Raw genomic sequence first — 22,457 nt, forward strand, 5'->3', positions numbered from 1 at the left:
GAAAAATCGCGCTGAAAGCCTCCCTCGTGGAGGCTTTTTTGTTTCTGGCGACACTTAATCGGATCATCTGATCCCAACGAGAACTGACCAGCCCGGCTGGAAGAAGAGGAAATCATGTCCCAACTCGCAGACCTGGTGGCTCGTGCCACGGCCGCCATCGACGAGGCGGCGGATATCGCTGCTCTGGACGCCGTGCGCGTCGAATTTCTGGGTAAGAAAGGGCATCTGACGCTGCAAATGACCACCCTGCGTGAACTGCCGGCAGAAGATCGCCCGGCTGCGGGTGCGGTCATCAACGAGGCCAAACAGCAAGTGCAGGACCGCCTTACCGCGCGCAAAGAGACGCTGGAAAGTGCGGAGCTGAATGCGCGTCTGGCTGCGGAAACCATCGACGTGTCGCTGCCTGGCCGCCGCGTTGAGAATGGTGGCTTGCATCCGGTGACCCGCACTATCGATCGTATCGAAACCTTCTTCGGCGAACTGGGTTTCGCGGTGGTAACAGGTCCGGAAATTGAAGACGATTACCACAACTTTGATGCGCTGAACATTCCCGGCCATCACCCGGCGCGTGCCGATCACGACACGTTCTGGTTTGATGCCACGCGTCTGCTGCGCACCCAAACTTCAGGCGTGCAGATCCGTACCATGAAAAACCAGCAGCCGCCAATCCGCATCATCGCGCCAGGCCGTGTTTATCGTAACGATTACGATCAGACGCACACGCCAATGTTCCACCAGATGGAAGGTTTGATTGTCGATAAAGAAATCAGCTTTACCAACCTGAAAGGCACACTGCACGATTTCCTCAACAACTTCTTCGAAGAGAATCTGCAAATTCGCTTCCGTCCTTCTTACTTCCCGTTCACCGAACCGTCCGCAGAAGTGGACGTGATGGGTAAAAACGGCAAGTGGTTGGAAGTGCTGGGTTGCGGCATGGTGCACCCGAACGTATTGCGCAATGTTGGCATCGATCCGGAAATTTATTCGGGCTTTGCGTTTGGCATGGGCATGGAGCGTCTCACCATGCTGCGCTACGGTGTGACCGATCTGCGCGCCTTCTTCGAAAATGATTTACGTTTCCTCAAACAATTTAAATAAGGGCAGGTTATCCAATGAAATTCAGTGAACTCTGGTTACGCGAATGGGTAAATCCAGCCCTGGACAGCGCTGCGCTGTCTGAGCAAATCACCATGGCCGGCCTTGAAGTGGACGGCGTGGATCCGGTTGCCGGTGCGTTCCACGGTGTCGTGGTGGGTGAAGTGGTTGAGTGCGGCCAGCATCCGAATGCCGACAAACTGCGCGTCACCAAAATCAACGTCGGTGGCGATCGCCTGTTGGATATCGTCTGCGGCGCGCCAAACTGCCGTCAGGGCCTGAAAGTGGCGGTAGCGACCGTTGGCGCTGTGCTGCCGGGCGATTTCAAAATCAAAGCGGCAAAACTGCGTGGCGAGCCGTCTGAAGGCATGCTGTGCTCCTTCTCTGAGCTGGGTATTTCCGACGATCACAACGGCATCATCGAGCTGCCAGCCGATGCGCCAATTGGCACCGATATCCGCAGCTATCTGCAGCTGGATGACAACACCATTGAAATCAGCGTCACGCCAAACCGCGCCGATTGCCTGGGCATCATCGGGATTGCGCGTGATGTAGCAGTTTTGAACGGTTTGCCGCTGACGGCTCCCGCAATTGAGCCGGTAAAAGCCACCATCAACGATACCTTCCCGATTCGCGTTGATGCCACCGCCGCTTGCCCGCGCTACCTTGGCCGCGTGGTGAAAGGTGTCAACGTCAAAGCCGATACGCCATTGTGGATGCGTGAGAAGCTGCGTCGTTGCGGTATTCGCTCAATCGATCCGGTGGTCGATATCACCAACTTTGTACTGCTGGAGCTTGGCCAGCCGATGCATGCCTTCGATCTCGACCGCATCGACGGCGGCATCGTGGTGCGTATGGCAGAAGAGGGCGAAGTGCTGACGCTGCTGGATGGTACCGAAGCTAAACTCAGCAGCGACACGCTGGTGATTGCCGATCACCACAAAGCGCTGGCGATGGGCGGCATCTTTGGTGGCGAGCATTCCGGTGTCAATGAAGAGACGCAAAATGTGCTGTTCGAATGCGCCTACTTTGATCCGCTGGCGATCACCGGCCGCGCTCGCCGTCAGGGCCTGCATACCGATGCATCTCATCGTTACGAGCGTGGCGTCGATCCAGCGTTGCAGCACAAAGCGATTGAACGCGCGACGCAACTGTTGCTCGACATCTGTGGCGGCGAAGCGGGCCCGGTCATCGACCAAACTGACGCGAGCGCGCTGCCGCCACGCGCCACCATCACGCTGCGCCGTGAAAAGCTCGATCGTCTGATTGGCCATGTCATTGCTGACGAACAGGTTACTGACATCCTGACGCGTTTGGGTTGCGAAGTGAAAGTGAGTGCAGGAGAGTGGCAAGCCGTTGCGCCAAGCTGGCGTTTCGATATGGCTATCGAAGAAGATCTGGTCGAAGAAGTGGCGCGCGTTTACGGCTATAACAATATCCCCGATGTGCCGGTGAAAGCCAGCCTGATCATGACGCAGCATCGTGAAGCCGACCTGTCGCTGAAGCGTGCGAAAAATCTGTTGGTAGATAAAGGTTATCAGGAAGCGATTACCTACAGCTTCGTTGATCCCAAACTGCAGCAGTTGCTGCATCCGGGCGAAGAGGCGCTGATCCTGCCCAGCCCAATCTCCAGCGATATGTCGGCAATGCGCCTGTCGCTGTGGACCGGTTTGCTGGGCGCGGTGGTGTATAACCAAAACCGTCAGCAGGGCCGCGTACGCCTGTTTGAAAGCGGTTTACGCTTTGTTCCTGATACACAGGCCGATCTGGGTATCCGCCAGGATCTTATGCTGGCCGGCGTTTTAAGCGGCAATCGCTATGAAGAGCATTGGGATCTGGCGCGTCAGACGGTTGACTTCTATGATTTGAAAGGCGATTTAGAATCGCTGCTGGATTTGACCGGTAAACTTGATGAGATTTCCTTCCGTGCGGAAGCCAATCCGGCGCTGCATCCAGGACAAAGCGCCGCCATTTATTTACGCGGCGAACGAATCGGATTTATCGGGGTGGTTCATCCAGAGCTGGAACGTAAGCTGGATCTGAATGGTCGCACCTTAGTGTTTGAACTGCTTTGGAATAAGGTCGCAGACCGCGTCCTGCCTGATGCGCGCGAGATTTCTCGCTTCCCGGCAAACCGTCGTGATATCGCCGTTGTGGTGGCTGAAAATGTGCCTGCAGCAGATATCATTGCGGAGTGTAAGAAAGTTGGCGTAAATCAGGTAGTTGGCGTAAACTTGTTTGACGTGTACCGTGGTAAGGGCGTAAACGAAGGTGAAAAGAGCCTAGCGATTAGCCTGATTTTGCAGGATACCAGCCGGACACTCGAAGAAGAGGAGATTGCCGCGACCGTTGCCAAATGCGTTGCGGCATTAAAAGAGCGATTCCAGGCAACCTTGAGGGATTGAACCTATGGCGCTTACAAAAGCTGAAATGTCAGAGTACCTGTTTGAAAAACTCGGGTTGAGCAAACGCGATGCCAAAGAGTTGGTAGAACTTTTTTTTGAAGAGGTTCGCCGCGCGTTGGAAAACGGAGAACAGGTAAAACTGTCCGGATTTGGTAATTTTGATCTGCGTGACAAAAACCAGCGTCCGGGCCGTAACCCGAAGACGGGGGAAGATATTCCTATCACCGCGCGCCGAGTGGTGACATTCCGTCCGGGACAGAAGTTGAAAAGTCGCGTCGAGAACGCGACACCCAAGGATGCTGACTAATTTCAGTACGACAAAAAGGCCGCTTAGCGGCCTTTTTTTTTGTCTTAAATCTGGCCGCTCCTCACGATTTATTCACGATGTAAGGATTTAGTAAGTATCCGGAAAGTAGGGCGAAAATCGGTCCTCACCGATAGTGACGGCATCAACACTTTTGTTATAACAGCGCCATCACAGAGCAAAAGGTTCGAATAATGAAAAAGACAGCAATTTTATTAAGTGTCTTGTTAGGCATGCCGCTGCTGGCTAGCGCCAATGTTTCCGTCAGCATCAACACGCCGGGCGTTTCGGTGCATATCGGCGATCAGGATAAACGTGGCTACTATTGGGATGGCTACGACTGGCGCGCGCCAACGTGGTGGAAACAGCACCACAACCAGCGCATCGGCACCAAAGGTCCGCACGGTTACTGGAACGGTAACGGCTGGCAGGCGCAGCATCCGGGCAATGGACCGCACCGCGACGACAAACGTCAGCCGCAACCGCAGCATCACGGCAAGCGTGACAATCAGCAGAAGCGTGATAATCATGGTCAGCCGCTTCCTCCGCATCAGTAAGGCTTCTCCAGCGGCGCCTCCACAGCGCCGCTTTCTTTTTGCTGTAATCCCACTACAATCAAATCTCTGTTTTCTCAGCCAATCTTATCTATGACTCTGCTGGATCAGCTTGCTTCCCAGGCAAATCGCCGCAGCCAGCGCTGGCTCATCGCACTCATTGCGCTGCTATTGCTGCTCATCGGGCTTAGCCTGTGTGCCGGCGACAGCTGGATCTCTCCCACACAATGGTTTTCGGCGGAAGGCGATCTGTTCGTCTGGCAGCTGCGCATGCCGCGCACGCTGGCGGTGCTGCTGGTGGGGGCGGCACTGGCGGTGTGCGGTGTGGTGATGCAGGCGCTGTTCAATAATCCGCTGGCGGAACCCGGCTTACTTGGCGTGTCTAATGGGGCGGGGATTGGTCTGGTATTAGGCGTGATGCTCGGTAACGGTTCGCTATGGAGCTTAGCGCTGGCGGCCATGGCCGGTGCGCTGCTGATCACGCTGATGCTGCTGCACTTCGCTCACAAACAACTCTCAGTGAGCCGCTTACTGCTGACCGGCGTGGCGCTCGGCATTATCTGTAGCGCCATCATGACGTGGGCAGTGTACTTTAGCACCAGCCTTGACCTGCGCCAGTTGATGTACTGGATGATGGGCGGCTTTAGCGGCATCGACTGGCGCTATGGCTGGATGATGTTGGCGCTGCTGCCGGTAACGCTGCTGCTGATCGCCACCGCACGCACGTTGAATTTGCTGGCGCTGGGCGAAACCTCGGCACGTCAGCTCGGATTACCGCTGCTGCTGTGGCGCAACCTGCTGGTGCTGGCGATGGGCTGGCTGGTGGGCGTGAGCGTAGCGATGGCGGGTGCGATCGGTTTTATTGGTCTGGTTATCCCGCATCTATTGCGTCTCAGCGGTTTTAGCGATCATCGTTATTTGTTGCCTGCGGCGGCGTTAGCCGGTGCCGCAGTGCTGCTTGGCGCGGATATTATTGCGCGGCTGGTGTTAACCTCTGCCGAACTGCCGATTGGCGTGGTAACGGCCACGCTCGGCGCGCCGCTATTTATCATGTTATTAGTGAAGTCTTCGCGCTAGCTTTGGCTGGCAACGTGTTATCAACAACAGGAATCGACTATGAGCATTTATCAGACAGAACTGGTTACGCTGGACGGTGAAAAAACCACGCTGGCGGCCTATGAGGGCAAGGTGCTACTGGTAGTTAATGTGGCATCTAAATGTGGCCTGACGGCGCAGTATGAGCAGTTAGAATCGCTGCAGAAAGCCTGGCAGGATAAGCCGTTCAGCGTGCTTGGCTTCCCATGCAATCAGTTCCTCGAGCAAGAGCCGGGCAGTAACGAAGAGATCAAAACCTTTTGCAGCACCACTTACGGCGTCACTTTCCCGATGTTCGATAAAACCGATGTCAACGGCGAGCATCGTCACCCTCTCTATGCGCAGCTGACGGCGGCGCAGCCGGTGGCGCAACGCCCGGAAGGCAGCGGTTTCCTCGAGCGCATGGAGAGCAAAGGGCGCGCGCCGAAAGCGCCAGGCGATATCCTGTGGAACTTCGAAAAATTCCTTATTAATAAGCAGGGCAAAGTCATTGCGCGCTTCTCACCGGATATGACGCCAGACGATCCCATCATCCTGAAAAGTGTAGAGCAGGCGCTGGCCGAATAAATGCTATTGCAGTGTCAGGGAGTCAGCGTCACAGGGCGGCTGGCTCCCGTTGAACTTAGCGTTAACGCCGGTGAATTAGTGCATCTGGTGGGGCCGAACGGCGCCGGCAAAAGTACCTTGCTCAACGCGCTGTCCGGTTTGTTGCCGAGTCAGGGCAGCATTCTGCTGGATGGCGCGCCGCTGTCCACGTTAAACGGTGCAGCATTGGCCCCGCTGCGCGGCTGGCTGCCGCAACAGCAGATGGCGCCGGGACAAATGCCGGTGTGGCATTACTTACGCATGCATATCACCGCACATACGGCGAAAACAGACTGCGTGTTACAAGAGGTGCTCGCGCAGTTAGCGCTGCAGGACAAACTGACGCGCAGTCTTACGCAGCTTTCTGGTGGCGAATGGCAACGCGTGCGGTTGGCTGCCGTGGTGTTGCAGGTTCATCCGGCGATCAATCCACGCGGCAAACTGCTGCTACTGGATGAGCCGATGAGTGCACTCGACGTGGCGCAGCAACGTGCGGTCGATAAGCTGCTGGCCGAACTGTGTTACAGCGGTCTGGCGATTGTTGCCAGCGGACACGACCTCAACCACAGCCTGCGCCATGCCGAGCGCGTGTGGTTAATGCATCAAGGCGCGGTTTTCCGTCAGGGCAGGGCCAGCGAGGTGCTGACCGCTGCGCATTTAGCGCCGCTTTACCAAACCCCGTTTGAACAAATTGATACCGCACAAGGTCCGCTGCTGTTTATTCCCTGACAGAGGATTGCGTGCCGTAGCGCTTTGCCGCTACAGTGTCTGCCGGACAAGGGAGAGAGGAAAAGGCGGATGCGGCTGAGAATTTTGATTTTGGCACTGTTGCTGGCGGGCTGTAGCCATCATGCACCGCCGCCGAATGGCCGTTTGTCTGACTCTATCACCGTGATTGCCCAACTCAACGATCAGCTGAGCCGCTGGCGGGGAACGCCGTATCGCTATGGCGGATTAAGCCGCGGTGGCGTAGATTGTTCCGGCTTCGTCTATCTCACCTTCCGCGATAAATTCGATATGCAACTGCCACGCTCGACCATTGATCAAACCGACATTGGTACGCGCATCGACAAGGGCGATCTGCTGCCTGGCGATCTGGTGTTCTTCAAAACCGGCAGTGGAGAAAACGGTTTGCACGTCGGTATTTACGATACCGACAACACCTTTATTCACGCCTCAACCAGCCAGGGCGTGATCCGCTCGTCGCTGGATAATGTTTACTGGCGTAAAGTATTTTGGCAGGCGCGTCGCATCTAAATAGCGTTGTTATCGCTTAATAAAGACGCGAAAAAAGAAAGGGTATCTCACCCTGAATTAAATCTGAATTCTGCCGATATTTAACTATCATTTAAAATGGCACTTTACCCGCCATTGATTTAATACTAATAATAAAGCTAAATTTATTTAATTGGTATGGACATTAACCCCGGCTTATTTGGCTTAAGTATTATTTGCGGTTTAAATCAGCGTAATAAGACCTAAAACGGCACCTCTTCAAACGTTTGGTCCTATTGCCTGGTGGTATTCGTTGATATACGATGCGCCAATTGCCATTGCTTCTGGCTTGAAAAATGAAAGTCCATTTGTCTGCCGACTATCAGTCGGAAACCTGGTTTTATCCAGTTTACTCTCTGGCGGGCCAGCTGACTGCGGTCGAGCTGGTGACGCAATTTGTCCACGACAGCGCACCTATTACGCTGCCGCAGGATTTGCTGTTGCCGCAATTGGACGATGCGCAGCAATTACGTTTGCTGCAGAGCCAGCTTTCATTGCTGGAAAAGTACCGCGACTTTTTTGAGATTAATCAAATTACCGCGTTGGTACGTATTGATGATTCTATGGCCAATACACTTTTAGCCAGCGAATTTCTGTTAAGGAAATTCCGACAAATCCCTTTTATTGTTTTAGATATCAGCGAAACGTTTCCGCAATTATCTTTGGGTAAATCCCATCCATTGCTTGCAGCATTACAAAGTGAGTTTCGTTTATCGCTTTCACAATTTGGCGCAGGAAAAGCACCGGCAACCGCGGTGTACGATAATCTGTTTAGCGTGTTAAAACTGGATAAAGCCTTTATTCATAACCTGGCCAAGCGCGCCTCGTTTACGCCTTTTATTCAGACAGTTATCAATAATTTTTCCGATTTTGCGGACCAGATCATTATTTGTGGTATTGACGATAACCAAATGATGGAAAAGATGACCACGTTGAGTGGTGCGCAGCTACAGGGCAGCCTGTTCCCGGTGGTGAAAGCTGAACGTCTTAACGATCTCATCTATTCCGACCTGAATTTACATACGCCTTCGCAGCAGTAACCCTTTCGCCTGTCTTCCGCGCCGCGTCGGCGTTACACTCTCTGTTATCTTATAACTCATTGCGGGTGCCTGATTTAAGCGCACCTTCCGGAGTGTCGATGCAATTTACCAATAGCTGGCAGCAAGAATTACCCGGATTCTACACCGCGCTGGACCCAACGCCATTAGCGGGTGGACGGCTGTTTTATCACAATGCGCCGCTGGCACAAGAGATGGGTTTAGATGATGCGCTGTTCGCCGGCAGCGGGCATGGCGTGTGGTCAGGACGCGAAATGCTGCCCGGCATGTCGCCGCTGGCGCAGGTTTATAGTGGCCATCAGTTTGGCGTCTGGGCCGGACAGTTGGGCGATGGGCGCGGCATTCTGTTGGGTGAACAGCAGCTGGCCAACGGTCGCAAGCTCGACTGGCACTTGAAAGGGGCCGGATTAACGCCCTATTCGCGCATGGGTGACGGTCGCGCGGTGATCCGCTCCAGCGTACGCGAATTCCTCGCGTCTGAAGCGCTGCACCATCTGGGCATTCCCACCACGCGCGCGCTGGCGTTAGCCATTGGCGATGAGCCGGTGCTACGCGAAACCCAGGAACGCGGTGCGATGCTGATGCGCATTGCCGACAGCCATCTGCGTTTCGGTCATTTTGAGCATTTCTATTACGGCGGTGAACAAGACAAAGTGCGCCAGCTGGCGGATTACGCCATTCGCCATCACTGGCCGCAGCTCAAGGATGAAGCGGATCGTTACCTGCTGTGGTTCACCGATATCGTTAAACGCACGGCGAGCCTGATCGCCCATTGGCAGAGCGTTGGCTTTGCGCACGGCGTGATGAACACCGATAACATGTCGATTCTGGGCTTAACGCTGGATTACGGTCCTTACGGTTTCCTCGACGACTATCAGCCGGATTACATTTGCAATCACAGTGACTATCAGGGCCGCTACGCTTTCGAAAATCAGCCGATGATTGGCTTGTGGAACCTTAATCGCCTGGCGCATGCCTTGTCGGGATTGATGACCACCGAGCAGCTTAAGCAGGCGCTGGGTCATTATGAAGGTGAACTGATGCGCGTTTGGGGGGAGAAAATGCGTGCCAAACTCGGCTTGCTGACGGCGGATGCTAATGACAACACGCTTCTGACTGGCTTGCTGTCGATGATGACGGCGGAACACAGTGATTACACGCTGACCTTCCGCATGCTGAGCGACACGCAGCAAGATGAAAGCCGTTCGCCGTTGCGTGATGAGTTTATTGATCGTGAGGCCTTTGATCGCTGGTACAGCGATTATCGCCAGCGTTTGTTGCAAGACCACGCCAGCGATGCGCAGCGTCAGGCGGTGATGAAGGCGGCGAATCCGGCGCTGGTGTTACGCAACTATCTGGCACAGCAGGTGATTGAAAAGGTCGAGAACGGCGAGACCAAGGCGTTAGCGAAGCTGCATAGCGCGTTACAGCAACCGTATAGCGATGCGGCCGTCAGCGCAGAGTTGCGCCAACGGCCACCAGAGTGGGGCAAATCGCTGGAAGTGAGTTGTTCCAGCTAGGTCAGAATTAAAAACGGCTGTCGACCGCGGCAGCCAGTTTTGCCAGCACCTCGGCGCTGTCTTCCCAGCCGAGGCACGGATCGGTGATTGACTGACCATAGGTCAGCGCCGCACCGCTCACCACTTTCTGATTCCCTTCCTGCAGGAAACTCTCGATCATCACGCCCGCAACCGCGCGCGATCCGGCACGGATTTGCGCCGCCACATCATCGGCAACGTCACGCTGACGACCGTGCTGCTTCAGGCAGTTGCCGTGGCTGAAGTCGATCACCAATTGCTCCGGCAGATTGAAGTCGCGCAGATTGGCCGCTGCCGCCGCCACATCTTCGGCGTGATAGTTCGGCTGTCGACCGCCGCGCAGGATCACGTGACCATGCGGATTACCGCTGGTTTGATAGATGGTCATCTGACCGTTTTTATCCGGTGACAGGAACATGTGGCTGGCACGCGCGGCGCGAATCGCATCGACCGCAATTTGCACGTTGCCGTCGGTGCCGTTTTTGAAACCGACCGGACAGGAGAGCGCTGACGCCATTTCACGATGAATCTGGCTTTCGGTGGTACGCGCGCCAATCGCGCCCCAGCTGATCAGGTCGGCAATAAACTGGCCGATCACCATATCGAGGAATTCAGTGGCGGTTGGCATGCCCAGCGCGTTGATATCCAGCAGCAGTTTGCGCGCAATGGCGATGCCGCGGTTTACATCGTAGCTGCCATCCAGATCGGGATCGGAGATCAGGCCTTTCCAGCCAATCACGGTGCGCGGTTTTTCGAAATAGGCACGCATCACGATTTCCAGACGATCTTTATGGTGCTCACGCAGCACGTTCAGACGTTCAGCATACTCAATCGCCGCTTTAGGATCGTGCAGCGAGCAAGGGCCAATAATCACCAGCAGACGCGGATCTTCACCGGTCAGAATGCGTGCGATGCGCTGGCGGGAAGCGGTGACGTTGGCGGCAATCTCTGCCGAAATAGGGTGTTCATGCGCGAGCGCAGCCGGGGTCAGTAGGCTACCGATGCGCGCGGTACGCAGTTCATCAGTCTTGTTCATTGAGATTCTCAAAAATTTGTTCTTCGCAGCGGTGAAATACCGGGAAGTGATGGTGATCACAATAAACTAATAGCCTGCGAATTCAACCTGCTAAAAACAAAGGTCTTAAAACCAGACGGAAGCCAGACTTTACGATTGCAATACAGGTCCGGTATGTGGCGGGAGGTCGCCACTTATGGCGACCGGCAGAGAAACCTAATACATGCTGCGGCTCAGACCCATGATATCGAGGATTTTGGTGGCGATCTCTTCCACCGAATAGTTGGTGCTGTTGAGATAACGAATCTGGTTGGTACGGAATAGCGCTTCCACTTCGCCTACTTCGAGACGGCACTGGCGCAACGAAGCGTAGCGGGTATTTTCCGCGCGCTCCTGGCGAATCGCCGCCAGGCGTTCCGGGTCGATGGTTAAACCAAACAACTTATGCTGATGTGCACGCAGCGCCGGCGGCAGTTTCAGGTTATCCATATCATCGGCGATAAACGGATAGTTAGCGGCACGCACGCCAAACTGCATTGCCAGATACAAGCTGGTGGGCGTCTTCCCGCAGCGCGACACGCCGAGCAGAATCACCTGCGCATCTTCGAGGCCGCGCAGGGAAATGCCGTCATCATGCGCAAGGGTGTAATCGATGGCGGCAATGCGCGCGTCATATTTGCCGAGGTTGCTGGCGGTCAAACCGTGCGTGCGGTGCGCCACCGGCATTGACGCCACGCCGAGTTCGCTCTGCAACGGCGCGACCAGCGCCTGCACGATGTCCTGACAAAAGCCTTCGCTTTCGAGAATAATTTCACGGACATCGGGTGTGACGATGGAGAAGAACACCAGCGGGCGCACGCCGCTCTGCTGGTAAAGCGCGTTGATCTGTGCTTTAACCGCCTGAGCGCGTTGCACATTCTCGACAAATGGCAGCGTCACGCTGTGGGTTATCACCGGGAACTGGGATAACACCGCATGGCCCAGCACTTCGGCGGTAATGGCGGTGCCATCAGAGATGTAGAATACGCTGCGTTCAGTGTTCATAGTGCAAATATCCTCTTGCGTAGCAATGCCCAAATTATCGATGACAACATTTCATTTTAAATAATAATAAAATGAAATATCCATATTGTCCGCTATTGCGCTCACAAAGATGAATCAGTGAATAATCAATATTAGATGAAATGCTGTTTTGAAAAGCATTATTTTCGCGCATTTTCCTTTTCGCGCATGAAATAAAGTGTGAGGGCGTTGCGCAACAAAAATCAATCGCTAACCCTCTGAAAAGGGGAAAAATATCGCTACAGCAATCCATTAGCGTGAAATAGGGCGGTTGCGCAACACAATTAATTCTAAGTACTAATCCGATTTTGTCTTTCTTTTCCTGCTTTAACGATTCAACACTTAGTCTTTATTAATCGGTTGTGCCAGGCTGGTTTGGCGAATAGCAAAATGTTCCATGTGTATTCACATCATTTAAAAGGATAATCTCAATGTCCAATCAAGACCAACAGTCGCTAGTGCTCTGGTACAACCAGCTTGGCATGCATGATGTTGATCGGGTGGGAGGCAAGAATGCTTCCCTTGGAGAAATGATTACGAATTTGTCGTCGCTGGGTGTTTCCGTACCCAACGGTTATGCGACCACATCTTACGCGTTTAATCTGTTCCTCGATCAAAGCGGACTGAACCAGCGGATCTATGATTTGCTGGATAAAACGGATGTTGATGATGTTGCTGAGCTCGCGCAAGCGGGTAAACAGATTCGTCAATGGGTGATCGATACGCCATTCCAGCCTGAACTGGAAGCGGCAATTCGTAGCGCCTACGAACAACTCTCTGCTGATGATGCCGACGCCTCCTTTGCGGTGCGCTCGTCAGCCACCGCCGAGGATATGCCCGACGCCTCGTTTGCCGGCCAGCAGGAGACTTTCCTTAACGTGCAGGGTTATGACGCGGTCATCATCGCAGTGAAGCACGTTTATGCCTCCTTATTTAACGATCGTGCCATCTCTTACCGTGTGCATCAGGGCTACGACCATCGCGGCGTGGCGCTCTCGGCCGGTATTCAGCGCATGGTGCGATCGGACCTCGCCTCGTCGGGCGTGATGTTCACCATTGATACCGAATCGGGCTTTGATCAAGTGGTGTTTATCACCTCCGCCTTTGGTTTGGGCGAAATGGTGGTGCAGGGCGCGGTAAACCCCGACGAGTTCTACGTGCATAAACCCACGCTGGCCGCCAATCGTCCGGCGATTGTGCGCCGCACCATGGGCTCAAAAAAGCTGCGCATGGTGTATGCGGATTCGCAGGAGCATGGCGAGCAGGTGCGCATTGAAGATGTCGAGCAGGAACAGCGCGATCGCTTCAGCTTAACCGATGACGAAGTGCAGGCGCTGGCGCGTCAGGCGGTGCTGATTGAGCAGCACTACAAACGCCCAATGGACATTGAATGGGCGAAAGATGGCCACACCGGCAAACTGTTCATCGTGCAGGCGCGTCCGGAAACGGTGCGCTCCAACGGTCAGGTGATGGAACGTTATACGCTGCAGGGCAAAGGCAACGTGGTGGTCGAAGGCCGCGCCATTGGTCATCGCATCGGCGCCGGTGAAGTCAAAGTCATCCACGACATCAGCGAGATGCATCGCATTGAAAAAGGCGATGTGCTGGTAACTGACATGACCGATCCCGATTGGGAACCGATCATGAAGAAAGCCTCAGCCATCGTCACCAATCGCGGCGGTCGTACTTGCCACGCAGCGATCATCGCGCGTGAGCTGGGCATTCCGGCGGTGGTGGGCTGTGGCGATGCCACCGATCACCTGAAAGATGGCCACAAAGTCACGGTTTCCTGCGCCGAAGGTGATACCGGTTATGTCTATGACGAACTGCTGGACTTCGAAGTGACCAGCTCGCAGGTCGATACCATGCCGGAACTGCCGCTGAAGATCATGATGAACATCGGTAATCCGGATCGTGCGTTCGATTTCGCCTGCTTGCCGAACGAAGGTGTTGGCCTGGCGCGTCTGGAGTTCATTATCAACCGTATGATTGGCGTGCATCCCAAAGCGTTGCTGGAGTTTGATCAGCAAACGCCGGAATTGCAGCAGCAGATTCGTCAGATGATGAAAGGCTTTGATGACCCGATTGAGTTCTACATCGGCCGTCTGACCGAAGGGATTGCGACGCTGGGTGCCGCATTTGCGCCGAAGCGCGTGATTGTGCGTCTTTCCGATTTCAAAACCAACGAATACGCCAACCTGGTGGGTGGCGAGCGTTATGAGCCGGAAGAAGAGAACCCGATGCTCGGTTTCCGTGGCGCCGGTCGCTACGTTGCTGACAACTTCCGCGACTGCTTCAGGCTGGAGTGCGAAGCGGTGAAGCGCGTGCGTAACGAAATGGGGCTGACCAACGTTGAAATCATGATTCCGTTCGTGCGTACCGTCGATCAAGCCGAAGCGGTGGTCGCCGAGCTGGCGAAAAACGGTCTGAAGCGCGGCGAGAATGGCCTGAAAGTGATCATGATGTGTGAGATCCCGTCCAACGCCTTGCTGGCTGAGCAGTTCCTCGAGCACTTCGATGGCTTCTCCATCGGCTCTAACGACATGACGCAGTTGGCGCTGGGCCTCGATCGTGACTCTGGCGTGGTGTCCGCGCTGTTTGATGAACGTAATGATGCCGTGAAAGCGCTGTTATCGATGTCGATCAAAGCGGCGAAAAAACAGGGCAAATACGTCGGTATTTGCGGTCAGGGACCGTCGGATCATCAGGACTTTGCGGCATGGTTAATGGAGCAGGGCATTGATAGCCTGTCGCTTAATCCGGATACCGTGGTTGAAACCTGGTTGAGTTTGGCAGAGCTGAACGCATCCAAACATTAACCAGGCGGTAATTTGATGCATCAGATGAGAATTTGACGTGTCATTAATGTAATTATCAAGGTCAGCGCTGCTGGCCTTGTTTTTTTGTCTGAAAAAAAGCCAAAAAAAAGCCCATCACAGGGGATGGGCAAAGACTACACACAGCAATTCTTCACTTTACTCAGGGGAATAAGGTTGTTTAGAAATCAGTAGCTTGATTCAAAACATAGGAAACATGTTATTGATCAGGCTCGCTGGCGTCTTTAAGAATCCTCTTATTAGTTTAAAGCTGATAACCTTTCGTGGCCTTTTTCTTCCCTGCTAAGCGGCAATTCAGCTGTAAAAATAATCATTCCGTAAGAGAATTCCGCCTAAAGCGCCTAAAACTGCGTTTTTTCTTAAAAATCGCTTATGGAAAAAAATTATTATCAGTAAGAAATGCGCGGTGGCGATGTTGGGGCATTAGGCCGGTTAAAGTAAGGCCAGTGTAAAACTGAGAGAACGTGCATCTTCGCTAAGTGGGCGTTAATGTGAATGAGGTCGCCATGAACGGCGACCCGGCGGGGAACGCTTAATGTAGTTCTTCTTCGTGATCGGCCAACGCTTCGATGGCGGTCTGCACATCGTCATCCGGTTCGGGCGCTTCATGCATCCACACTGAAACCAGACGATAAGACACCGCCAGGACCACCGGACCGATAAACAGCCCAATCATACCGAAAGCAATCAATCCGCCAATAACGCCGGAAAGAATCAGGATCATCGGTAGATCGGCACCCATGCGAATCAACACCGGACGCAACACGCTGTCCAGCGTACCGACCACGCAACTCCACACCAGCAGCACCGTGCCCCACGTGGTATCGCCGCTCCAGTACAGCCAGATAATCGCTGGCACTAACACTACCAGCGGCCCGAGCTGCACCAGGCAGGTCAGAATCATCAACACGGTTAACAGCGTGGCGTAAGGAATGCCGGAAATGGCTAAACCAATACCGCCGAGCACGCCCTGAACCAGCGCGGTGACCACCACGCCTAGCGCCACAGCACGAATCGCCTGACCGGCCAGCAGCACTGCGGCATCGCCACGGCGTCCACTCATGCGATAAGCAAAATGACGAATGCCGTGGCCCACCTGCTCGCCGCGCCAGTAGAGCAGCACGCTGAACAACAGCATCACGATGAGGTGCATCATAAAGCGGCCGAAGTGGCCGGCCTGCGCCACAAAGAAGCCGGTGGTGCGACCAATATAAGGCTGCACCTGATTCAGCATCGCCGCGCCGCCGCCATCCACTAATTTGTGGTAGCTCGAGTAGAGTTTCCTGCCGACGTAGGGAATCTGTCGCAACCAATCGAAGTCAGGCATTACCAGATGGCGCTGCGTTGCCCAGGCGATCACCGGCGCACTGTTATCAATCAGGCTGCTGACCAGCAGGGCGATAGGAATAATAAACAACAGTAATAGCAAAATGGTCATGGCGATCACCGCCAGCGAGCGGCGTCCCCACAACATGTGCTGTAGACGAATCATCAACGGCCAGGTGGCGATCACCACCATGCTGGCCCAGGCGAAGCCAAGAATAAAGGGCTGCACCACCCACAGACTGGCGATGATCATGATTAGAATGAACATCAGTGAAAACAGCATTTGCGGTAAATCCATACCGCGTTGCAGGTCTTTCATCACAACGGTTAACCTCGATTGAATCCTTCAGAGTGGGGCTGAACAGCCCTGATTAATGATGATCTATTTCCTGAAAATTAAACAGGAAAAGCAGCGACGGCGGCGCGCTTTCCTGAAAAAACAGCAGCCAGCAGAAAAGTATGATAAAACCAAGGGCTGAAAAAAATCACGACGCAAACGTTTACAACATCTCGGTCACTCAATAATGATCCCACAGATTTCTCAGGCACCAGGCCTCGTTCAACTGGTGCTGACATTCCTGCAGTCCTTGAAAGAGCAAGGCTTTACCGGCGATACCGCCACCAGCTATGCCGATCGCCTCTCGCTTGCCACCGACAACAGTATTTATCAGCTGCTGCCTGATGCGGCGCTGTTTCCGCGCTCGACGGCGGATGTGGCGTTGATTGCGCGCCTTGCCGGTGAAACCCGTTTTACCAGCCTGGTGTTTACGCCACGCGGTGGCGGCACCGGCACCAACGGACAGTCGCTGAATCAGGGCATCGTGGTGGATATGTCGCGCTACATGAACCGCATCCTGGAAATCAACACCGAGCAAGGTTGGGTGCGGGTTGAAGCGGGCGTGGTGAAAGATCAGCTCAATGCGTGGCTCAAGCCGTATGGCTTCTTCTTCTCGCCGGAGCTCTCCACCAGCAATCGCGCCACGCTCGGCGGCATGATCAACACCGATGCTTCGGGCCAGGGTTCGCTGGTGTATGGCAAAACCTCCGATCACGTTGAAGGCCTGCGCGCGGTGCTGCTGGGTGGTGACATCCTTGATACGCGCGCCATGCCGACTGAATTGGCGGAACAGCTGGCCAGCACGCCGACCGCGGAAGGGCGCATTTACCAGCAGGTGTTGAGTCGCTGCCGCGAACAGCGCGATCTGATTCTGGAGAAATTCCCCAAGCTCAATCGCTTCCTGACCGGCTACGATCTGCGTCATGTGTTCAGCGACGATTTGCAGACGTTTGATTTGACGCGTTTGCTGTGCGGCGCGGAAGGCACATTGGCCTTTATTACCGAAGCGCGCCTCGACATCACCCCCATCCCAAAAGTGCGCCGTCTGGTCAACATCAAATACGATTCGTTCGACTCGGCCCTGCGTAACGCCCCTTTAATGGTGGAAGCCAAAGCGCTGTCGGTGGAAACCGTTGACTCAAAAGTCCTGAATCTGGCGCGAGAAGATATCGTCTGGCATTCGGTAAATGAATTGATTACCGATGTGCCAGATAAACAGTTGCTGGGGCTCAACATCGTGGAGTTTGCAGGTGATGATGGCGAACTGATTGAGCAGCAGATCAGCACGCTATGTCAGCGCTTAGATGAGCTGATGCAGCAGCAGTTGGGCGGCGTGATTGGCTATCAACTGTGTGACGATTTAGGCGGCATTGAGCGCATCTATAATATGCGCAAAAAAGCGGTTGGCCTGCTGGGGAATGCCAAAGGGCGCGCCAAGCCGATTCCGTTTGTGGAAGATACCGCGGTGCCGCCAGAACAGCTGGCGGATTATATCGTCGATTTTCGCGCGCTGCTCGACAGCCACGGCCTGAGCTACGGCATGTTTGGGCACGTGGATGCTGGCGTGCTGCATGTGCGTCCGGCGCTGGATATGTGCGATCCGCAGCAGGAGCTGCTGATGAAGCAGATCTCCGATGAAGTGGTGGCGCTGACCGCGCGCTACGGCGGGTTATTGTGGGGCGAGCACGGCAAAGGTTTCCGCGCGCAGTACAGCCCGGAGTTCTTTGGCGAAACGTTATTCAATGAGCTGCGCCGCATCAAAGCCGCGTTCGATCCTGACAACCGCATGAATCCCGGCAAAATCTGTACGCCGCTCGGCAGTGATGAACCGATGATGCAGGTTGATGCGGTGAAACGCGGCACCTACGATCGGCAGATTCCGGTTACGGTGCGCAACGAGTGGCGCGGTGCGATGGAGTGTAATGGCAACGGTTTGTGCTTCAACTTTGATGCACGTAGCCCAATGTGCCCGTCGATGAAAATTACCCGCAACCGCATTCACTCGCCGAAAGGGCGCGCCACACTCACGCGTGAATGGCTGCGTTTGCTCTCCGAGCAGGGCGTGGATCCTACCCAACTTGAGCAGGCGCTGCCGAAACAGGGCGCCAGCTTGCGTACGCTGATTCAGCGCACGCGCAATACCTGGCATGCGAATCAGGGCGAATATGACTTCTCGCACGAAGTGAAAGAGGCGATGTCGGGCTGCCTGGCGTGTAAAGCCTGCTCGACGCAGTGCCCAATCAAGATCGATGTGCCGAACTTCCGTTCACGCTTCCTGCAGCTGTATCACACCCGCTATCTGCGCCCGATGAGCGATCATCTGGTGGCCACCGTGGAGAGTTACGCGCCGCTGATGGCCAAAGCGCCTAAGGTGTTCAACTTTTTCCTCAAGCAGCCGTGGATGCGCGAGCTGAGCAAAAAGCATATCGGCATGGTGGATTTGCCGCTGCTGTCATCGCCGAGCCTCAAGCAGCAGTTAGGCGGCCATCCGGCGATGAACCTGACGCTGGAGCAGTTAGAAGCGCTGGATGCGGCGCAACGCGAAAACTGCGTGCTGGTGGTACAAGATCCCTTTACCAGCTATTACGAGGCACAGCTGGTCACCGATTTCGTCAAGCTGATTGAGAAACTCGGTTATCGTCCGGTGCTGCTGCCGTTCTCACCGAATGGCAAGGCGCAACATGTGAAAGGCTTCCTGCAGCGCTTTGCGCGCACCGCCAGCAAAACCGCTGATTTTCTCAATCGCGTGGCAAAACTGGGCATGCCGATGGTCGGTGTCGATCCGGCGACCGTGCTCTGTTACCGCGATGAGTACCATCAGGTGCTGGGCGAGCAGCGCGGCGAGTTTAACGTGCAGCTGGTGCATGAGTGGCTGCAAACCGCCTTGTCGGCACGTGCGGAGCAAACCGCCAGCGGCGAAGCCTGGTATCTGTTTGCGCACTGCACCGAAGTGACCGCGCTACCGTCCACGCCGAATCAGTGGCAGAGCATTTTTGCGCGCTTTGGTGCGAAGCTGGAAAACGTCAATGTGGGCTGCTGCGGAATGGCGGGAACCTACGGCCATGAAAGCGTAAACCTGGAGAATTCGCTGGGGATTTATGAGCTGTCCTGGCATCCGCAATTGCAAAAGCTGCCGCGTCAGCGCTGTCTGGCAACCGGTTTTTCGTGTCGTAGCCAGGTAAAACGCGCAGAAGGCAATGGCATGCGTCATCCACTGCAAGCATTACTGGAAATGATGTAAACAAATTGTAGGAGACGTCACAAAGCTGGATTAGAATATCCAGCCTGCGTGGCGAACAAAATCACTCTGCAGGCGGGTGGCTTGATCCCACTCGCCGCTGAGCGCCAGTTGATGACACAAGCGTGTTAATGACAGGCGCGCCAGTTGATAGGCCTGAATCCGGAACAAACGGTCACGATCGGCATTGCCCATCTCCTGCACTAAGCGGTGATGGAGCTTGCCCATGGCATGCAGAAAGCTGTGATCGTCGCCATTGAGTTCGCAGATTTCTGCCATATCAAGACAGGTGTCGTTAAAGCGCCGCAGTTGGTCGAGCGTGCAATCAGTGCGGTTGAGCTTTGCCTGAGCCATGTAGAAGTCAACGGTGATATCACGCACCGAAAACTTATATTCGTCGATTTTATGTTGTAACCAGGCTGAGACGGTAAGCGTCATATCGCCACCTTTATAGGTTAATGATAATCATTATCATATTAAACCGCGTCAGGAATGCAATTCCCGCTGTGAAATTTTATTGATTTCCTCTGCCTGTTACTAAAATCGGTAATAACAATTTCTTTACATAGTGGAAAGGCGTAACCTATCAATCAGGATGGAAACGTAAAATTGATTTTGGAAATTTTACGACAATTTAACGGGTTACGTTGGTCAGGCGCGCACGGGAATGCTGCCGTCAATCTGCTTTGAAGCGACTATGCTTAATAAAGCAGCAGTAAAAAACAGCACGAGATGATTATCCCTGCAAAACAAGAGGTTGAAGTGATATCTGATATCACTACCATAGGGGGATAGCCTGAAAAGGCCCAGTCATACGAGGTAGCACAATGTCATCAGTAAATGCCGACTCTTTTTCACCCGAAGATTTCGTCTGGAAAGGGCTCACGCTGACCGAATCGGCAGCGAAACAGATTCTTAACCTGGTAGAACAAGACCCTGAACTCAAGGGCTTGAAACTGGGTGTGAAAACGTCCGGCTGTGCCGGTTTTGGGTACGTTATGGACCTGGTGAAAGATCCTGCCGATGACGACCTGCAGTTTGAGCAATTCGGCGCAAAACTGTTTGTGCCACTTCAGGCGATGCCGTTTGTTGACGGTACCGAGCTGGATTATGTCCGCGAAGGTCTTAACCAGATTTTTAAATTCAACAACCCTAAAGCTCAACACGCCTGCGGGTGCGGTGAAAGCTTTGGCGTCGAGTAAGTGAAATATGTCACGACACAGCGAAGCATCTGACGATGTACAAATGTGGGAAGGTAAGCTCAACTATAAAGAGGGCTTCTTTACCCAGTTACAAACTGAAGAATTTGCCCACGGCATCAATGAAGATGTGGTGCGCGCCATTTCGGCTAAACGTAACGAACCTGAATGGATGCTTGAATTCCGTCTCAAGGCGTTCCGCGCCTGGGAGCAAATGGAAGAGCCGCACTGGCTGAAAGCGCACTACGAGAAACTGGATTATCAGGATTACAGCTATTATTCCGCGCCGTCCTGCGGCAACTGCGATGACAGCTGTGCTTCTGAACCCGGTGCCACGCAAACCTCCGGCAGCGTCGCGTCCAGCGACTACCTGACGAAGGAAGTGGAAGACGCGTTCAACCAGTTAGGCGTTCCGGTGCGTGAAGGTCGTGAAGTGGCGGTGGATGCGATTTTCGACTCCGTCTCCGTTTCAACCACCTATCGCGGCAAGCTGGCGGAGCAGGGCATCATCTTCTGCTCGTTCGGCGAAGCGATTCACGATCACCCTGAGCTGGTGCAGAAGTATCTCGGCACCGTCGTGCCGCCAAACGATAACTTCTTCGCTGCGCTGAACTCCGCTGTGGCCTCTGACGGTACCTTCGTTTATATCCCGAAAGGCGTACGTTGCCCGATGGAGCTGTCGACCTATTTCCGCATCAACGCGGCAAAAACCGGTCAGTTCGAGCGCACCATTTTGATCGCCGATGAAGACAGCTACGTCAGCTACATCGAAGGTTGCTCTGCGCCTGTGCGTGACACCTATCAGCTGCACGCCGCAGTGGTAGAAGTGATCATCCATAAAAACGCTGAAGTGAAATATTCCACTGTACAGAACTGGTTCCCAGGCGGCGAAGGCGAGGGCGGTATCCTCAACTTCGTGACCAAACGTGCCCTGTGCGAAGGCGATCACAGCAAGATGTCCTGGACGCAGTCTGAGACCGGTTCGGCGATCACCTGGAAATATCCTAGCTGCATTCTGCGCGGTGATTACTCGATCGGTGAGTTCTACTCGGTCGCACTGACCGCAGGCCGCCAGCAGGCGGATACCGGTACCAAGATGATTCACATCGGTAAAAACACCAAGTCGACCATCATCTCCAAAGGTATCTCTGCCGGTAAGAGTCAGAACACCTATCGTGGCCTGGTGAAAATTATGCCAACCGCGACCAACGCGCGTAACTTCACCCAGTGTGACTCGATGCTGATTGGTGCCGAGTGCGGTGCGCACACCTTCCCATATGTGGAAACGCGCAACAACACCGCCCATCTTGAGCACGAAGCCACCACCTCGCGCATTGGTGAAGATCAGATGTTCTACTGCCTGCAGCGTGGCATCAGCGAAGAAGATGCGATCTCAATGATCGTCAACGGCTTCTGCAAAGACGTTTTCTCCGAGCTGCCACTGGAATTCGCCGTGGAAGCGCAAAAATTGTTAGCTATCAGCCTTGAGCACAGTGTGGGCTGATGCCCGTTGCCGGAAGCAATGTGAAGGAAA

General features: G+C 54.3%; 19 protein-coding genes, 1 other RNA gene and 1 other annotated feature (1 of these 21 running past the window's edge). Of the genes, 14 read left to right on the forward strand and 6 right to left on the reverse strand.

The window, feature by feature from the left end:
- Positions 1-43, forward strand: a sequence feature (Phe leader region) (it extends 83 nt beyond the left edge of the window).
- Positions 44-114: 71 nt separating this feature from the next.
- The 10 genes from pheS (at position 115) to PO881_RS08485 (ending at position 9,891) form a co-directional block, all read left to right on the forward strand.
- A complete protein-coding gene (pheS, locus tag PO881_RS08440; RefSeq protein ID WP_280172738.1) occupies positions 115-1,098 on the forward strand; it encodes a phenylalanine--tRNA ligase subunit alpha in 984 nt (327 codons plus the stop codon).
- Between the two features lie 14 nt (positions 1,099-1,112).
- Entirely contained in the window at positions 1,113-3,500 is a 2,388-nt protein-coding gene (pheT, locus tag PO881_RS08445; protein ID WP_280172739.1) for a phenylalanine--tRNA ligase subunit beta, read from the forward strand.
- A gap of 4 nt (positions 3,501-3,504) precedes the next feature.
- On the forward strand, positions 3,505-3,807 hold the full coding sequence (gene ihfA, locus PO881_RS08450) for an integration host factor subunit alpha (RefSeq protein ID WP_007892687.1): 303 nt from the start codon (positions 3,505-3,507) through the stop codon (positions 3,805-3,807).
- Between the two features lie 191 nt (positions 3,808-3,998).
- A complete protein-coding gene (locus PO881_RS08455; RefSeq protein WP_280172740.1) occupies positions 3,999-4,361 on the forward strand; it encodes a DUF2502 domain-containing protein in 363 nt (120 codons plus the stop codon).
- Between the two features lie 90 nt (positions 4,362-4,451).
- Positions 4,452-5,435 carry a vitamin B12 ABC transporter permease BtuC gene (gene btuC / locus PO881_RS08460; RefSeq protein WP_101764571.1) on the forward strand — a complete coding sequence of 328 codons (984 nt, stop codon included), beginning with the start codon at positions 4,452-4,454 and terminating at the stop codon, positions 5,433-5,435.
- A 39-nt stretch (positions 5,436-5,474) separates the two neighbouring features.
- The gene (locus PO881_RS08465) at positions 5,475-6,020 is read left to right on the forward strand and encodes a glutathione peroxidase (RefSeq protein WP_110866017.1); all 546 of its coding nucleotides are present in this window, start codon (positions 5,475-5,477) and stop codon (positions 6,018-6,020) included.
- Complete coding sequence (gene btuD / locus PO881_RS08470) at positions 6,021-6,767, forward strand: vitamin B12 ABC transporter ATP-binding protein BtuD (RefSeq protein WP_280172741.1); 747 nt, start codon at positions 6,021-6,023, stop codon at positions 6,765-6,767.
- A gap of 69 nt (positions 6,768-6,836) precedes the next feature.
- Positions 6,837-7,295: an NlpC/P60 family protein gene (locus tag PO881_RS08475; RefSeq protein ID WP_280172742.1), complete on the forward strand. Its 459-nt coding sequence runs from the start codon at positions 6,837-6,839 to the stop codon at positions 7,293-7,295.
- A 314-nt stretch (positions 7,296-7,609) separates the two neighbouring features.
- Positions 7,610-8,353 (forward strand): EAL domain-containing protein, encoded by a 744-nt coding sequence (locus tag PO881_RS08480; protein ID WP_280172743.1) that lies wholly within the window; start codon positions 7,610-7,612, stop codon positions 8,351-8,353.
- Positions 8,354-8,451: 98 nt separating this feature from the next.
- The gene (locus PO881_RS08485; RefSeq protein WP_192413517.1) at positions 8,452-9,891 is read left to right on the forward strand and encodes a protein adenylyltransferase SelO; all 1,440 of its coding nucleotides are present in this window, start codon (positions 8,452-8,454) and stop codon (positions 9,889-9,891) included.
- A gap of 7 nt (positions 9,892-9,898) precedes the next feature.
- Here the strand turns inward: PO881_RS08485 and PO881_RS08490 are convergent, their stop codons facing one another.
- Both PO881_RS08490 and PO881_RS08495 read right to left on the reverse strand, forming a co-directional pair.
- Positions 9,899-10,945 (reverse strand): 3-deoxy-7-phosphoheptulonate synthase, encoded by a 1,047-nt coding sequence (locus PO881_RS08490; RefSeq protein ID WP_280172744.1) that lies wholly within the window; start codon positions 10,943-10,945, stop codon positions 9,899-9,901.
- 195 nt (positions 10,946-11,140) lie between these two features.
- On the reverse strand, positions 11,141-11,968 hold the full coding sequence (locus PO881_RS08495; RefSeq protein ID WP_110866022.1) for a pyruvate, water dikinase regulatory protein: 828 nt from the start codon (positions 11,966-11,968) through the stop codon (positions 11,141-11,143).
- Between the two features lie 449 nt (positions 11,969-12,417).
- On the opposite strand from PO881_RS08495, the gene ppsA reads away from it, so the two are divergent.
- Positions 12,418-14,805, forward strand: coding sequence for a phosphoenolpyruvate synthase (ppsA, locus tag PO881_RS08500; RefSeq protein ID WP_192411946.1), 2,388 nt, complete (start codon positions 12,418-12,420; stop codon positions 14,803-14,805).
- A gap of 99 nt (positions 14,806-14,904) precedes the next feature.
- Here ppsA and rprA read toward each other — a convergent pair.
- The 3 genes from rprA to PO881_RS08515 all read right to left on the reverse strand — a co-directional run bounded on the left by rprA (position 14,905) and on the right by PO881_RS08515 (position 16,725).
- Positions 14,905-15,012: antisense sRNA RprA (gene rprA, locus PO881_RS08505), an RNA gene on the reverse strand.
- A 343-nt stretch (positions 15,013-15,355) separates the two neighbouring features.
- Positions 15,356-16,468: an AI-2E family transporter YdiK gene (ydiK, locus tag PO881_RS08510; RefSeq protein WP_101764562.1), complete on the reverse strand. Its 1,113-nt coding sequence runs from the start codon at positions 16,466-16,468 to the stop codon at positions 15,356-15,358.
- A 77-nt stretch (positions 16,469-16,545) separates the two neighbouring features.
- On the reverse strand, positions 16,546-16,725 hold the full coding sequence (locus PO881_RS08515) for a hypothetical protein (RefSeq protein ID WP_271460182.1): 180 nt from the start codon (positions 16,723-16,725) through the stop codon (positions 16,546-16,548).
- On the opposite strand from PO881_RS08515, the gene PO881_RS08520 reads away from it, so the two are divergent.
- Positions 16,674-19,727 carry an FAD-binding and (Fe-S)-binding domain-containing protein gene (locus PO881_RS08520; protein ID WP_101764561.1) on the forward strand — a complete coding sequence of 1,018 codons (3,054 nt, stop codon included), beginning with the start codon at positions 16,674-16,676 and terminating at the stop codon, positions 19,725-19,727. The genes PO881_RS08515 and PO881_RS08520 overlap by 52 nt on opposite strands.
- Before the next feature lie 30 nt (positions 19,728-19,757).
- Here PO881_RS08520 and PO881_RS08525 read toward each other — a convergent pair whose 3' ends face one another.
- Positions 19,758-20,162, reverse strand: a complete 405-nt coding sequence (locus PO881_RS08525; protein ID WP_008102969.1) for a hypothetical protein — start codon at positions 20,160-20,162, stop codon at positions 19,758-19,760.
- A gap of 389 nt (positions 20,163-20,551) precedes the next feature.
- Here PO881_RS08525 and sufA point away from each other — a divergent pair, with 389 nt between their 5' ends.
- The gene (gene sufA, locus PO881_RS08530) at positions 20,552-20,926 is read left to right on the forward strand and encodes a Fe-S cluster assembly scaffold SufA (protein ID WP_280172745.1); all 375 of its coding nucleotides are present in this window, start codon (positions 20,552-20,554) and stop codon (positions 20,924-20,926) included.
- A gap of 7 nt (positions 20,927-20,933) precedes the next feature.
- Entirely contained in the window at positions 20,934-22,427 is a 1,494-nt protein-coding gene (gene sufB / locus PO881_RS08535) for a Fe-S cluster assembly protein SufB (protein ID WP_101764559.1), read from the forward strand.
- The last annotated feature ends 30 nt before the right edge of the window (positions 22,428-22,457 follow it).

This window comes from Pantoea sp. SS70 (assembly GCF_029866845.1).
In the GTDB taxonomy this organism is placed as follows: domain Bacteria; phylum Pseudomonadota; class Gammaproteobacteria; order Enterobacterales; family Enterobacteriaceae; genus Pantoea; species Pantoea leporis.

Excerpts from the sequence above, each read along its gene's own strand:
- PO881_RS08475 (WP_280172742.1), top strand. The coding sequence starts at position 6,837 with ATGCGGCTGAGAATTTTGATTTTGGCACTGTTGCTGGCGGGCTGTAGC.
- ydiK (WP_101764562.1), bottom strand. The coding sequence starts at position 16,468 with ATGAAAGACCTGCAACGCGGTATGGATTTACCGCAAATGCTGTTTTCA.
- PO881_RS08520 (WP_101764561.1), top strand. The coding sequence starts at position 16,674 with ATGATCCCACAGATTTCTCAGGCACCAGGCCTCGTTCAACTGGTGCTG.
- pheT (WP_280172739.1), top strand. The coding sequence starts at position 1,113 with ATGAAATTCAGTGAACTCTGGTTACGCGAATGGGTAAATCCAGCCCTG.
- sufB (WP_101764559.1), top strand. The coding sequence starts at position 20,934 with ATGTCACGACACAGCGAAGCATCTGACGATGTACAAATGTGGGAAGGT.
- PO881_RS08525 (WP_008102969.1), bottom strand. The coding sequence starts at position 20,162 with ATGACGCTTACCGTCTCAGCCTGGTTACAACATAAAATCGACGAATAT.
- PO881_RS08480 (WP_280172743.1), top strand. The coding sequence starts at position 7,610 with ATGAAAGTCCATTTGTCTGCCGACTATCAGTCGGAAACCTGGTTTTAT.
- PO881_RS08465 (WP_110866017.1), top strand. The coding sequence starts at position 5,475 with ATGAGCATTTATCAGACAGAACTGGTTACGCTGGACGGTGAAAAAACC.
- btuD (WP_280172741.1), top strand. The coding sequence starts at position 6,021 with ATGCTATTGCAGTGTCAGGGAGTCAGCGTCACAGGGCGGCTGGCTCCC.
- ihfA (WP_007892687.1), top strand. The coding sequence starts at position 3,505 with ATGGCGCTTACAAAAGCTGAAATGTCAGAGTACCTGTTTGAAAAACTC.
- sufA (WP_280172745.1), top strand. The coding sequence starts at position 20,552 with ATGTCATCAGTAAATGCCGACTCTTTTTCACCCGAAGATTTCGTCTGG.
- PO881_RS08515 (WP_271460182.1), bottom strand. The coding sequence starts at position 16,725 with ATGTCAGCACCAGTTGAACGAGGCCTGGTGCCTGAGAAATCTGTGGGA.
- PO881_RS08485 (WP_192413517.1), top strand. The coding sequence starts at position 8,452 with ATGCAATTTACCAATAGCTGGCAGCAAGAATTACCCGGATTCTACACC.
- PO881_RS08490 (WP_280172744.1), bottom strand. The coding sequence starts at position 10,945 with ATGAACAAGACTGATGAACTGCGTACCGCGCGCATCGGTAGCCTACTG.
- ppsA (WP_192411946.1), top strand. The coding sequence starts at position 12,418 with ATGTCCAATCAAGACCAACAGTCGCTAGTGCTCTGGTACAACCAGCTT.
- PO881_RS08495 (WP_110866022.1), bottom strand. The coding sequence starts at position 11,968 with ATGAACACTGAACGCAGCGTATTCTACATCTCTGATGGCACCGCCATT.
- pheS (WP_280172738.1), top strand. The coding sequence starts at position 115 with ATGTCCCAACTCGCAGACCTGGTGGCTCGTGCCACGGCCGCCATCGAC.
- btuC (WP_101764571.1), top strand. The coding sequence starts at position 4,452 with ATGACTCTGCTGGATCAGCTTGCTTCCCAGGCAAATCGCCGCAGCCAG.
- PO881_RS08455 (WP_280172740.1), top strand. The coding sequence starts at position 3,999 with ATGAAAAAGACAGCAATTTTATTAAGTGTCTTGTTAGGCATGCCGCTG.